Consider the following 13,025-nt stretch of genomic DNA (forward strand, 5'->3'; position numbering starts at 1 on the left):
CCCAAGCCAAACTCAATGCTGTAGCAAGGCAACTCAATGAACGTCCTAGAAAAACACTAAACTATCAAACACCGGCAGAACGTTTTGCCCTAACTGTTGCATCGACGGGTTGAAATCAAGGTCGAAATACGACTCTCGGGAGTCTCAAAATACCTAGCTTTGAATGACTCTTATGGGGCTAATAGTAGACGTTCCTATAAAGCGGGGTTTGTACACAATTGGGGGGTTATGTAAATACATAGAGGGAAAATATGATGGCTTATTACTTTACAAGCGCGATATATGCACTGGAAGATATAAAAAACCAAACATTAAGGATCTCACACATCTCTAAGTCACTAGTTTCCAGAGGGGCGAGCCAGCCACTCTTTACCTTTTAACATTGCATTCCAATAAAGCCAGGGCAATATATTCTTTTTAAGAATCCATGCGAGTTTGGTTGCTTTTAGTGGATTTATCAGCCATTGAAAGGTAGGGATTAGTTTTCCGCCAAAACCAAATTCAGCTAAAATAATTTTTCCACGCTCTACCGTGAGTGGGCATGAGCCATAGCCGTCATAATTTAATGGCATCGGCTTCTTGATTCTAAAGGCAAGCAAGTTTTCCGCTACGACCACAATTTGTTTCCTCGCTGCAGCGGCAGTTTTAGAGTTGGGCGAGGAGCAGCAATCCCCGAGTGCAAATATATTGGGATACCTCATGTGTTGCAAGGTTGATTGATTGACATCAACCCATCCACCAGCATTGGCAATTGGACTATTTTTTAAGCATTCTTGAGGACTTTGTGGTGGCACAACATGCAACATATCAAAGGATTTTTTGATTTGAGAAATTTTTCCATCTCCATCTTTAACTTCAAAAGTGGCGGTTTTCTTTTCTCCGTTGATGGAGATAAGGTTGCAATTAAAGTTCAGTGCGGCATTGTATCTTTTGACATAGTCCATTAATGCGGGAACAAAATCAGCAACCGCAAAAAGCATACTGCCAGCATTATTTAGCTCAACCTTTATGTTTTTTAGCATACCCTGTTTCTCCCACTCAAAGCAAGATAGGTACATAGCTTTTTGTGGGGCGCCTGGACATTTGATTGGTAGTGGTGGCTGAGTAAAAATTGCTACTCCAGACTTTAGATTCTTTACTAATTCCCAAGTGTATGGCGCATAGTCATAGCTATAGTTTGAGGTCACTCCATTTTTTCCAATTGTTTCTAGCAGGCCAGGAATTGCATCCCAGTCAGTTTTTATCCCCATGGCTACAGTCAAATATTCGTATGTAATCGCTTTATCTTGTTTAAGTATTAGCTGATTTACATCTGGATTGAAGTTAATAATTGCATCTTGTAACCACGTGACACCATTTGGGATGATGTTTTTCGTGAGTCGTTTGCTAGATTTCACATTAAATGCTCCACCACCTACTAGCGTCCATGAAGGTTGATAGTAGTGGTGGTCGGAGGGCTCGATAATTGCAATTTTGAGTGATTTGTTGCGTGATCTCAGGCTGGCTGCTAGTCCTATTCCCGCGGCACCTCCACCAGCGATAACTACATCAAAATGATTTTCTCTAACTGTATTTGACATTAATTTTTCCGGTACTTGGGATTCTGTTGGATTAAGAGTAGACGTTTTATTATGCTGGGTTGTGCGGAGTCATGTTTTTATTACTACTCAATCGCGGTGACTTTTGCTTGTTCAAGTCTAAGTAGAAGTAGTAGCAAGGTCGTAGGGCGATTTACTTGAAGCTTATCCATTAGATTTGCTCGATGAGCTTCCACTGTCTTAACCTCAATGCCCATTACTTCGGCAATTTCTTTGTTTAACTTTCCTGAAATTATGTGCCTCACTACATCTTTTTCTCGTCGGGTTAAAGTCTCTAACTTTTCTTTGATACGAGTAATTTCCATCAACTCTTTTTTCATGCCATACGATTTCGTCAACATCCTATTAATCAGCTCAAAAAGAGCATATTCATTAATAGGCTTTTGAATAAAGTCAATGGCACCATGCCGAAATGCTTTTGACACCATTGGAATATCCGCATAACCAGTTATAAACGACACTGGAAAGTTAAACCCATTGTCTATCAGTTTTTCCTGTAAATCTAATCCCGACATTCCTTTCATTTTGACGTCTATAAGTGCGCATGAGGGTGTTGATTGATCTGTATTTTCTAAGAATTTTAAAAAATTCTCTGCGCTGTGGTGGCAAATAACTATGTAACCATTGCTTTCTAATAGCCATTTTAGGGAATCTAAAATGGCTAGATCATCATCTACGACATAAACTACATCATTCGTTTCCAATATTGATTCCCGTTTAAAATTTAGTCATATGGCTTGAATTGGCTGGTCCTAGACCTCTCAATTCGCTTCGGAAATGCATGATTACTGGGATTAATAAGTTGTTAGTACGGATATGCATTGCGATTCTTGACCAGCTTCTCAGATTTTGAAAAATACAGTTCCAATTTGATATGGCTAACTCTGTTGGCTAAAAGCGTGATTTTTGTCGGACATATTGAAATGTGTATTTAGTAATTGCATTAATTAGACGATCGGTCTAATATACCAAATATATTGGCTCTGTTAATAAATTTAATCCATGCTGGTAGTACATAAAGGAGATGAAATGTCGCAAGCTATGGCGCCAATTACTGTTGAGGGGATAGCTGCAGAAATTCATGACGAATGCCGATTGGCAATACCCGTGGACTATGCTGGCGTCCCCATGGGTATTGTTTCTGCATTGCTAAAGCGCTCCCCACGTGAGCTGAACTTATTGGGAGTCCCCACCGCCGGACTATTGCACGACATTCTTATAGGATCGGGATTGGTGAGAAGTCTAGAGACTAGCGCGGTCACTCTCGGTGAGGCTGGCGGAGCTCCATGCTTTATGCGGGCGATTGCTAATACATCTATTCGAATGAAGGATAGCACCTGCCCAGCAATACATGCGGGACTAATGGCAGCGCAAAAGGGGGCTCCATTTATGGCTATGCGTGGGCTAATAGGTACGGATGTGTTGCTGCAACGGTCAGACTGGAGGGTGATGCAAAACCCATTTGCATCACATACTGACCCAGTAGTTATAGTCCCCGCATTGCATCCTGATGTTTCGGTTTTTCATGCCCCGATGGCTGACCGTGAAGGAAACGTATGGATAGGTCGCCGTCGAGAATTAGCTGCCATGGCATATGCTAGCAAGAAAACCTATGTAACTGTGGAGCGGATTGTCGATTCTCGTTTTCTTGATGATGAGTTAATGGCCGCTGGTGTGCTACCCGCCTTATATGTAAACGGCATAGCCAAAGTTGAAAAGGGTGCATGGCCATATGGCCTTTGGGGAGAATATGGTCCAGATACTGCGGCGCTACAGCGCTACGCCCAACATGCGAGAACAGAAGAAGGCTTTAAACAATGGATTTCGGAGATGTACGCATGAGTACGGCAACCTTGAGAGAGCGGCTAATTTTTACCATTGCGTCACTCTTGGACGGCGCTCGTCATGTGGCGGTTGGCGCCTCATCCCCAATCCCCGCGGCAGCAGCAATGCTATTGAGGGCGCAAAAACAGTTAAAAAATGAACCCACGGTAAGGTTGTCGATTCTAGGATCAGTAAAACATAATCTTTTTACAAATGGGTCAGCTGAGCTTTTTGATTGCGCTGGGCAAGGTCGCATAGATGCATTTTTCCTTGGTGGTGGACAGATAGATGGCCAAGGGAATATCAACCTAGTTGGGGTGGGTGAGTATCCAGAGATGCGTATACGATGGCCAGGGTCATTTGGCTCAGCATATCTGTATTTTACCGTTCCCAAGGTAATTCTTTTTAGAGAGGAGCATTCGCCCCGCGTGTTTGTGGAAAAGGTTGACTTCATCAGCGCACCGGGTACGAGTGCCCCCGAGGTCTACCGCAAAGGGGGGCCTTATGCTTTGCTAACTGGAATGGCATTGTTTATGTTTGACCCTAAGTGCGCGCGTTTTCGTCTTTTGTATACGCACCCAGGGCACACTCTGGAAGATGTGAAGGCAGCCACAGGCTTTAGTTTTGATATTGACCCGGAGTTAACCACAACGCCTTTGCCTGATGAAGATACTCTCATGTTATTGCGTGGGCGAGTGCTTGATCAGCTTAAAGAGACTTATCCAGATTTTGCACAACAACTTACTGAGGAGATAGCCGCAAATGCAGAGTAAAAATGCAACATCAGGTTCACTTTCGGGCATACGCATTATTGATGCCAGCAGAGTATTGGGTGGCCCTTTCTGCGGCCAGATTTTGGCTGATCATGGTGCAGATGTCATAAAGGTTGAGCCTCCAATGGGTGATGAAACCCGTGGATGGGGTCCTCCATTCGTTGGCGATGCGGCAAGTTATTTTATTGGGGTAAACCGGAATAAGCGGGACATCTCTATCGATATAACCCAGACTCTTGGGCAGGAGTTGCTCTTGCAGATACTTGAGGATGCAGACATATTTATAGAAAACTTCAAGATTGGAACCTTGGAGAGGTGGGGCTTGGGTACCGAAGAATTAAGAAGTAGATTTCCCCGCTTAATACATTGCCGTATATCTGGCTTCGGTGCGGATGGCCCATATGGAGGTCAGCCAGGTTATGACGCAGCCGTGCAAGCTATGACGGGTTTGATGAGTGTAAATGGTGAGCCCCAAGGGGAGCCATTGCGTATGGGCGTTCCCATCATTGATATGGTCACAGGCATGAATGGCGTGATTGGCATCCTGCTTGCATTGCAAGAGCGCAACAAAAGTGGTCAAGGGCAATTTGTTGAAGCAACACTCTACGACTCTGGAATATCAATGCTGCATCCCCATTTGCCCAACTATTATTTAAATGGCAAGGTACCTCAGCGTAGCGGTAATAGGCATCCTAATATTTGTCCATATGACGCATTTAAAACAAGTACTGTTCCAGTATTTTTGGCAGTTGGAAATAATCGTCAATTTATTACTTTATGTAAGGTATTGGGACGTCCAGATCTTGGAGCTGATGATCGCTATTTAACCAATTCATTGCGCAATAAAAATCGTGAAGAATTGCGCAAAGAGTTAGTGGGGCTGCTTTCAATTCGTGATGGTTTGCAAGTTTCTCAAGAATTGGTTACGGCAGGCGTTCCTTGTGGTCCAGTGCGTACTATTGATCAGGTTGTTGAGGATCCGCATACTCATCATCGAGGTATGATTGTTGACTTAGATGGTTATCGTGGAACAGGAAGTCCCGTAAAGCTTTCACGAACTCCCGCAACCTATCGCATGCGTCCTCCATCATTTGCGCAACATACTGACGAAGTCCTAAGAGAGCGGGGCATTGATCCGGCTATTTATGCCAGCGTTCTACCAAGGAAACCTCTACTCTAGATATTAAGATTCATTAGCAGGGCTCTAAAGAGAGTTAGTACGCTCTAGAACTTAGAAAGGTATTAACCATATGTTCGTGTAGGGTTGCGCATTAGTACGAATTCTTCGGCTGAGGTTGGGTGCAGTGCCATAGTGCGATCAAAGTCATGCTTTGTGGCGCCCGCGCTAATAGCAATAGCGAGACTTTGTATTATTTCTGGCGCATCTGCCCCGGACATATGAGCGCCAAGTACACGATTGGATTTACGATCTACTACTAACTTCATATAAGTCCGCTCTTCACTTTTAACAAAGGCCTTTTTCATAGGTCTGAACTGACTTGTGAAGATATCAGTTTGGCCAATTTTTTGCGCTTGTAACTCCGTTAGGCCAACGCTTGCTAGTGGAGGCGAACAAAATACAGCACTTGAAACATTTGTATGATTCACTTGGGTGGGGCTGTTTCCAAACTCAGTATCCGCAAAGGCACGACCTTCAGCAATAGCTACTGGAGTGAGATTTACTCGGTTCGTAACATCACCAATCGCCCAGATATTCTGAATGCTTGTATGGCTATAGCTATCCACTGGAATTGCGCCGTATTCATCAGTTTTTAAACCAATGGATTCAAGATTAAGACCCCAGATATTGGGAGAGCGACCTGTTGCATTTAGTGCATTTTTGGCATGTAGTGTAGAGCCATTCAGAAGATTTAAGCTAAAACCATTTACCGCTCTTTCAAGAACTCTCATGGAGGAGTGCGGATATAGCTTAACGCCATGAGCCTCTAAATTTTGAACTGCATTGAGGCGCAGATCCTCATCAAAACCACGTAGTGGTAGATTGCCACGATAGACCATGGAAACCTGAACCCCTAGCCCCGAAAGTATTGAGGCAAATTCTACGGCAATATAACCAGCGCCAAGTATCAGTAGCGATGAAGGTAGCTCCCTTAGCTGAAGAATATCGTCCGATGTCCATGCTTGATCTAAGCCTGGAATAGCTGTAATTGAAGGCGATCCACCGGTAGCAATTAAAATTCTCTTGGATTGATATTTCTGGCCACCTACTTCCACAGTGTTTTCATCCACAAGCTTTGCGTGACCTGAAATAAGTTCAACCTCAGACTTTTCGAGCATTTCACGATAAATTTTCTCTAGACGTGATAGCTCGTCATCTTTTAATTGTATTCACCGATTCATATCAAAGATTGACATCACTTCAGTCCAACCAAATGCACTCGCTTCATCAAACAAACTTTTCATTTCTGATGCGTACATCAATAGTTTCTTAGGAATGCACCCGCGTAATACACATGTTCCACCAATGCGGCTGCTTTCGATTAAAAGTACCTTAGCTCCATAGGAGGCAGCTCGGCGGGATGCCGCTATACCACCAGAACCCGCGCCAATTGTGATGAGGTCGTACTTGTTTAGTTTATTCATATTTTGGTGGCTATAGTTATATGGGGAAGCTTAAGTGCTCGCTGCACCGCAGGGCGTTCCATTATTTCTTCGAACCACCTGTGCAAGTGTGGGTAATCGCTCCATGAGATGCCAAGTTTCTCTGATAGACGAAGCCAAGGAAATATTGCCATGTCAGCAATTGAGTATTGAGAGCCACCAAAGTAACTATGATTACTTAGGTGAGAATTCATCACTGAGTGTTGACGTTTAACTTCAGTTTCAAATCGCTCAAGCGGGTAGGTATCATCAAGATTCGTTCTGCCTCTGAAGTGATTGCATTGGCCCATAATTGGGCCTACAGCGCTCATCTGAAACATCAACCATTGTAGGGATTGATATCGCTCTATGATTGCTTGCGAAAGAAATTTTTGGTATTTATCGGCTAGGTAAATAAGAATGGCGCCAGATTCAGAAATAATCACCTTCTTACCTTCATCTGATCCGTGGTTATCGACTAAAACCGGAATTTTCTTATTAACATTAATCAGCGAGATTTTTATCTCAATGCTGCTTTTATTGTTAATATCAACAGGAATAATGTTGAATTCTGCATTACATTCTTCCAGCATGATGTGGACTTTGTGTCCATTGGGCGTTCCCCAAGTGTATAGCTCTAACATTTTTTACTGAATTATTGATGTATGAAGCGCCCTTGTGGGCGCTTCATTGTTATTGTCCAAAATTAAGCTTTGCAGATTTTGTTGCAGACGTATACATCTGGAGGTCTTTTGATACTCTTTCACTCATTTTTTCTGGAGTGCTCGGAGTAACTTCGATATCAAAGCCTTCAATCTTTGCCTTAACATCTGGCATGGCAAGAATTTTATTCAGGGTTGAGTTGGCTTTCTTGACAATTTCTGTGGGTGTGCCTGCTGGAAAAGTAAACCCATACCAAACGCCAATGTCGAAATCCCCAGGTATTCCTGCGTCATTCAGGCTTGGCACATCGGGTAATGCATTGGATCGCTTACGCGTCGTAACCATCAATGGGCGGACTTTGCCTGAGTTGATAAAGGCCTTGGTTGCTGTTGTCGTATCAATTATGTACTCCACATCCTTGCCAAGTATTGCATTGAGGGCGGGAGTGCTACCTTTATAGGGTATGTGTACCCCATCGAGCTTGGTTACGCTTTTGATCATCTCCGCAGAAAAATAGGTACCAAAGCAGCAAGATGCATAACTAAAATTACTATTTTTCTCTCGCGATGCATTTTCGAGATCTTTAAAAGTCTTATATTTTGAGTCTGCATTAACTGATAGTAAGTATGGAGATTGCCCAATAAGACCAATGAATGCGAAGTCAGTCACAGGATCCATTGGAAAATCTTTTTTAGCAACTTTGTTTAGCGCGAAGCTACTAGTTGTCAGGCCAATCGTGTACCCATCTTTATCTGAGCGGGCAACTTGCTGCAAGGCAATTACCATGTCGCCTCCAGGTTTGTTTTGTACGATCACGTTAGTGCCCCAAGCTTCACTTAGCTTCTGGCCGATTAAGCGAGCGAGAATGTCTGATGCTCCGCCCGGAGCGAATGGAACAATGATGTTGATTGGCTTATCGTTTTTTGGGTATTCTTGACCTACAGCGGTGCTGGCAGCGAGAATGCCCACTGTTGCGGTTAGAACGGAAAGGAACGCTTTTCTAAAATACATTTCTATCTCCTTAATAGTTAACTTTTTTATTTGAATCTTGCATTTTCTAGACGACCAGTCTAATATACATTAAAAATGGCACATGTAAACATCTCACAAACCCGCAGGGGCAGACCCCCCAAGATTCGTAACGATGCGATCGATACGAGGGAGTTGATTTTGCGCACGGGACTTGAAGTCCTTACGGAAAAGGGTTTTTCAGCTGTGGGAATTGATGAGATATTAAAAAAAGTTGACGTTCCAAAAGGTTCGTTCTACCACTACTTTGAAAGCAAGGAAGCATTTGGATTGGAGTTAATTAGCCTTTATGGAGAATTTTTTGCGCGTAAGCTTGAGCGAAATTTTGAAAATAAGGCGCTCTCGCCGCTCGATCGCATTAAAGCCTTCATACGTGATGCAAAAGAAGGTATGGCTCGTTTTAATTTCAGTCGTGGATGTTTAATAGGAAATCTTGGTCAAGAGATGGGTTCATTGCCTGAAAGCTTTAGGTCAAAATTAATTGGGACTTTCAACAACTGGCAGGACCATCTAGCTGCTTGCTTGTTAGAGGCTCAGGCAATTGGTGAGCTGTCTAAAAAGGCTGATGTAAAAAAACTTTCAGCTTTTTTCTGGATTGGCTGGGAGGGGGCCGTGCTGAGGGCGAAGTTGGAGCATAGTGAAATGGCGCTTGATACTTTTACCCAATACTTTTTTGAGGTGTTGGCAGCGAGTTAATATTTTTTTGTCTTGAACTAGACAGTCGGTCTAAATTTAAAAGGAGAATGAATTGTTTAAAGCGCTTGTGGTTGAAAAAGATGACTCAGGTTACAGAACAAGTCTGCAGTTTATTGATGAAGCTCAGTTACCGGAAGGGGATGTAGCTATTCAGGTTTCATGGAGCACTTTGAACTATAAAGATGGTTTAGCCATCACTGGAAAAGGCCCTGTAGTTCGTAAATTCCCTCTAACGCCAGGCATAGATATGGCGGGAACCGTTATTGAAAGCTCTCATTCACGCTGGAAAGAGGGCGACAAGGTTCTATTGAATGGATGGGGAGTAGGCGAAAGCCACAGTGGATGCTTGGCACAGAAAGCTCGCGTAAAAGGTGATTGGCTGGTGCCGCTACCAGATAAATTTTCGGAACGACAGGCAATGTCAATCGGAACTGCTGGTTATACGGCAATGCTCTGCGTGATGGCGCTAGAGAAGCATGGGATAAAACCAACCGATGGCGAAATTTTAGTTACTGGCGCAAATGGTGGAGTTGGTAGCATTGCGATTATATTGCTTAAGAAAATGGGATATACAGTCATCGCATCGACAGGTCGATTGGAAGAGGGGGCTCACCTAAAGTCTTTGGGAGCCGCGGGAATTATTGATCGAAAAGAGCTCTCGGAGCCAGGAAGACCTTTAGGAAAAGAGCGCTGGTCCGGGGTAGTTGATTCTGTAGGAAGCACTACGCTTGCAAATGCATGCAGCACTACAAAGTATGGTGGTGCCATTGCAGCGTGTGGTCTTGCTGGAGGGGCTGATTTGCCAGTAACTGTCATGCCATTCATTTTGCGCGGTATTACCCTCTATGGAATTGATAGTGTTATGGCTCCCTTAGAGCGCAGAATCGAAGCATGGAAGCGACTCGCCGAATTGCTTGATATTTCAAAATTAGAGTCCAACACAACAGAAGTCAGTTTGGAAGAGGCGATTGCAGTAAGTGCAAAATTGCTAGAAGGTAAGGTGCGCGGTCGCGTAGTTGTAGATGTGAATCGTTAATCCCCAAATGTAATTTATTTAATCATCATATTTATAAGGAAATACTATGAGTCAACAATCGAACCCTGCAGTTAGCCGTTTTCCAGTTCCCGAATTAAAAGATATGCCAGAGGACATTAGAGAGCGTATTATTGCTGTTCAAGAGAAAGCCGGATTTGTTCCAAACGTATTTCTTGTATTGGCATATCGTCCTGATGAGTTCCGTGCATTTTTCGCTTATCACGATGCATTAATGGAAAGAAAAGGCAATCTAACTATCGCCGAAAAAGAAATGATAGTAGTTGCTACTAGTAATGTGAATCAGTGCCAATATTGCGTCATTGCTCACGGCGCAATCTTGCGTATTCGAGGCAAAAATCCCCTTATTGCAGATCAAGTTGCTACAAATTATCGCAAGGCAGACATCACTCCCCGTCAAAAAGCAATGTTGGACTTTGCGATGAAAGTTTCAGCCACTGCACATCTCGTTGGGGATGCTGATTTTGAAGTTTTAAAAGGGCACGGATTTGACGAAGATGATATTTGGGATATCGCAGGTATTTCTTCATTCTTTGGTCTGTCTAATCGCATGGCCAATGTCACTGCCATGCGTCCAAATAATGAGTTTTATTCAATGGGGCGATGATTAATGTCTGGCCTTGCCCATATTGAAAACTATCCTAAGCTAGCAGAAAGTTTTGATAAGCACAGTTTGTAGTGCATTTTTAGGTAAGCTAGATTAAAGTTAAAAATATGAGCGAAGCATTTCAAGATAAATATGCCGATGAGTACAGTCACTGCTATGGATGTGGCAAAAATAATCTAGCTGGCCATAAGCTTAAAAGTTATTGGAATGGGGTGGATACGATTGCAAAATTCACCATTGAACGTAAATATAGTGGAGGCGTTCCCGATCATGTTTATGGTGGAATGATCGCATCTCTTTTTGATTGCCATGGTACCGCATCCGCATCAGCATTTTCTAATAGACTCAGAAAGGAAGCGGTGGGTGAAAGTCAGGGGTTAATAAGATTTGTGACGGGATCCTTAGCTGTGAGGTTTTTGCGCCCTACTCCAATAGGCATTGAACTCACCGTAAATGGTAGTCTCAAAAGTGTTGTGGGGCGAAAAGTAGAAGTTAGCATGACGTTATATGCAAATAGCATTGAGTGTGCAACCGCTGAAATGTTAGCAATAAAAATTTAAAAGCAAAAGCCTTGGCTGGTTATAGGGAGATATTTTTATGGGCGAAAAAGAGTATGTTTTTGGACGCGATTGGGATGGAATTGCAATCCTCACCATGAATCGCCCTGAGTCTCGAAATGCTTTGTCACTAGGGATGATTTCTGCACTTCAGTGTGAGTTTCAATTAATTGCGCAAGATAAATCAATTAAGGTGGTTATTCTTTCTGGCTCCGGAACTGCATTTTGTGCCGGCCATGATCTAAGGGAAATAAAGTGTCAAAATTTTGATTCAGGCTATATAGAAAAGCTATTTTCTAGTTGTACGATATTGATGCAATCAATGTTACGACTTCCTCAGCCGGTAATTGCTCAAGTACATGGATATGCTACAGCAGCAGGCGTACAACTTGTTGCTAGTGCTGATTTGGCGGTTGCTACCACTACTTCACAATTTGCAACGCCTGGTGTCAATATTGGTCTATTTTGTTCAACACCAATGGTTGCAGTTTCCAGAAATATATCTAGTAAGCATGCTATGCAGATGTTACTTTTAGGCGATCTAATAGATGCAAATACGGCCTATCGGTTTGGTCTTATTAATGAAATTGTTGAGCCAGATCAATTGGAGGCTTGCACATTATCAATGGCAAAAAAAATTGCAGGAAAATCCTCATCCATAATTTCCATGGGTAAAGAGGCTTTTTATCGTCAGGCTGGGTTGTCAATAGATGATGCATATTCTTATACAGCAGATGTTATGAAAAAAAATCTTGAAATGGATGATGCACGTGAGGGTATCAGCTCATTCATTGAGAAACGTCAACCTATATGGCAAAAAATTAATAATTAAATTCAAATCTTGGTTACTTGAGTGGTCAAGGGCTACTAAATCAAGAGCTAATGGCGGACATTCCTCTAAAGCGGGGTTTGCACATAATTTGTGCTGATGTAACTTCCCTGTTATTCCCTGTTCCTAGATTTACAAGCTCTCAGGAAGAGTGCTTGTATTGAGCTTGTGCTAGCGGTTTTTCAGAACCTTCACTCTATTTTTGCCTCAATACCCTGTAAATTTCCCTGTTAGCAGGGTGGGATGCTGAGACGATATGGGTAGTGACTGTGTCCACCGCCACCAGTATGGGTTTGCTGGTTATTTTCAGAAATAAAAAATGTGAATCGTTTCCGCAGATAGTGCGTATTACGCTCAAAAGAATCGCTCATGATGATCTAAAAGGACGATTCAATCCATATTTGGCGACTCCTTTTTTACCCATTGCAGACACTCAAAAGAGACTATTTCTAGGGTTTTGACCGACCGAGTCCGGCCAAAATCGGACGGTCATATTTGGGGTGCGCCATTTAATAAGCCCACCGTCAGTTTTCGGTATAGTTCTAGAAGTTCTATTTAATCGTAAACTCCTAAGGAATTTTATGAATTTCAATAAGTTAATAGGTGCTGTGACTGCTGCATCCATTGCGATTGCCTCTATTGGTCAATCAATTGCCTGTACATCCCTTGAATCGCTACCACTTCTATAGACACTTTCTAGCCTAATATTTAGTCTATTAGGAGGTGTGTCATGAGTACAAGAAGACGGTTTACTGAAGAGTTCAAGTTAGAGGCAGTCAAACAGGTAGTTGAAC

The 13,025-nt window shown here is 42.8% G+C and carries 15 protein-coding genes and 1 pseudogene; 9 read left to right on the forward strand and 7 right to left on the reverse strand.

The annotated features are described in order from the left end of the window. Window positions 1-338 precede the first annotated feature (338 nt). Window positions 339-1,580: an FAD/NAD(P)-binding oxidoreductase gene (locus tag ICN30_RS11145; protein WP_216275706.1), complete on the reverse strand. Its 1,242-nt coding sequence runs from the start codon at window positions 1,578-1,580 to the stop codon at window positions 339-341. Between the two features lie 83 nt (window positions 1,581-1,663). After that, window positions 1,664-2,302 carry a response regulator transcription factor gene (locus tag ICN30_RS11150; protein ID WP_216863435.1) on the reverse strand — a complete coding sequence of 213 codons (639 nt, stop codon included), beginning with the start codon at window positions 2,300-2,302 and terminating at the stop codon, window positions 1,664-1,666. Between the two features lie 325 nt (window positions 2,303-2,627). Between ICN30_RS11150 and ICN30_RS11155 the strand changes: the two genes are divergently transcribed. The 3 genes from ICN30_RS11155 to ICN30_RS11165 are packed head-to-tail and all read left to right on the forward strand — an operon-like array spanning window position 2,628 to window position 5,375. Further along, window positions 2,628-3,440, forward strand: a complete 813-nt coding sequence (locus ICN30_RS11155) for a CoA transferase subunit A (protein WP_255533229.1) — start codon at window positions 2,628-2,630, stop codon at window positions 3,438-3,440. Further along, complete coding sequence (locus tag ICN30_RS11160; RefSeq protein ID WP_255533230.1) at window positions 3,437-4,195, forward strand: CoA-transferase; 759 nt, start codon at window positions 3,437-3,439, stop codon at window positions 4,193-4,195. The genes ICN30_RS11155 and ICN30_RS11160 overlap by 4 nt, the downstream gene beginning before the upstream one ends. Beyond that, entirely contained in the window at window positions 4,185-5,375 is a 1,191-nt protein-coding gene (locus ICN30_RS11165) for a CaiB/BaiF CoA-transferase family protein (protein WP_216275710.1), read from the forward strand. The genes ICN30_RS11160 and ICN30_RS11165 overlap by 11 nt, the downstream gene beginning before the upstream one ends. Before the next feature lie 62 nt (window positions 5,376-5,437). On the opposite strand, the gene ICN30_RS11815 is transcribed toward ICN30_RS11165, so the two are convergent. From ICN30_RS11815 to ICN30_RS11180, 4 genes and pseudogenes are all read right to left on the reverse strand, one after another. Continuing rightward, window positions 5,438-5,803, reverse strand: coding sequence for a hypothetical protein (locus ICN30_RS11815; protein ID WP_370626651.1), 366 nt, complete (start codon window positions 5,801-5,803; stop codon window positions 5,438-5,440). 54 nt (window positions 5,804-5,857) lie between these two features. Next, a pseudogene (locus ICN30_RS11170) lies at window positions 5,858-6,799 on the reverse strand (FAD-dependent oxidoreductase); the annotation flags it as partial. After that, window positions 6,796-7,440, reverse strand: a complete 645-nt coding sequence (locus ICN30_RS11175; protein ID WP_223146610.1) for a glutathione S-transferase family protein — start codon at window positions 7,438-7,440, stop codon at window positions 6,796-6,798. The gene ICN30_RS11175 and the pseudogene ICN30_RS11170, both read right to left, overlap by 4 nt. A 49-nt stretch (window positions 7,441-7,489) precedes the next feature. Beyond that, the gene (locus tag ICN30_RS11180) at window positions 7,490-8,470 is read right to left on the reverse strand and encodes a tripartite tricarboxylate transporter substrate binding protein (RefSeq protein WP_216275715.1); all 981 of its coding nucleotides are present in this window, start codon (window positions 8,468-8,470) and stop codon (window positions 7,490-7,492) included. A 153-nt stretch (window positions 8,471-8,623) separates the two neighbouring features. On the opposite strand from ICN30_RS11180, the gene ICN30_RS11185 reads away from it, so the two are divergent. The 5 genes from ICN30_RS11185 (at window position 8,624) to ICN30_RS11205 (ending at window position 12,234) form a co-directional block, all read left to right on the forward strand. Beyond that, window positions 8,624-9,184, forward strand: coding sequence for a TetR/AcrR family transcriptional regulator (locus ICN30_RS11185; RefSeq protein ID WP_255533231.1), 561 nt, complete (start codon window positions 8,624-8,626; stop codon window positions 9,182-9,184). Between the two features lie 52 nt (window positions 9,185-9,236). Further along, complete coding sequence (locus ICN30_RS11190) at window positions 9,237-10,220, forward strand: MDR family oxidoreductase (RefSeq protein ID WP_216275719.1); 984 nt, start codon at window positions 9,237-9,239, stop codon at window positions 10,218-10,220. 46 nt (window positions 10,221-10,266) lie between these two features. Continuing rightward, window positions 10,267-10,845 carry a peroxidase-related enzyme gene (locus ICN30_RS11195; protein ID WP_216275722.1) on the forward strand — a complete coding sequence of 193 codons (579 nt, stop codon included), beginning with the start codon at window positions 10,267-10,269 and terminating at the stop codon, window positions 10,843-10,845. A 107-nt stretch (window positions 10,846-10,952) separates the two neighbouring features. Then, window positions 10,953-11,405, forward strand: coding sequence for a PaaI family thioesterase (locus tag ICN30_RS11200; protein WP_216275724.1), 453 nt, complete (start codon window positions 10,953-10,955; stop codon window positions 11,403-11,405). Window positions 11,406-11,442: 37 nt separating this feature from the next. Beyond that, window positions 11,443-12,234 (forward strand): enoyl-CoA hydratase, encoded by a 792-nt coding sequence (locus ICN30_RS11205; protein WP_216275726.1) that lies wholly within the window; start codon window positions 11,443-11,445, stop codon window positions 12,232-12,234. Between the two features lie 227 nt (window positions 12,235-12,461). Here the strand turns inward: ICN30_RS11205 and ICN30_RS11210 are convergent, their stop codons facing one another. Continuing rightward, window positions 12,462-12,602 (reverse strand): hypothetical protein, encoded by a 141-nt coding sequence (locus tag ICN30_RS11210; protein ID WP_216275728.1) that lies wholly within the window; start codon window positions 12,600-12,602, stop codon window positions 12,462-12,464. A 359-nt stretch (window positions 12,603-12,961) separates the two neighbouring features. On the opposite strand from ICN30_RS11210, the gene ICN30_RS11820 reads away from it, so the two are divergent. Continuing rightward, the coding region (locus tag ICN30_RS11820; protein ID WP_223146557.1) for a transposase at window positions 12,962-13,025 on the forward strand (64 nt) is incomplete at its 3' end.

It is taken from the genome of Polynucleobacter sp. 31A-FELB, assembly GCF_018882405.1.
Taxonomy (GTDB): Bacteria; Pseudomonadota; Gammaproteobacteria; order Burkholderiales; family Burkholderiaceae; genus Polynucleobacter.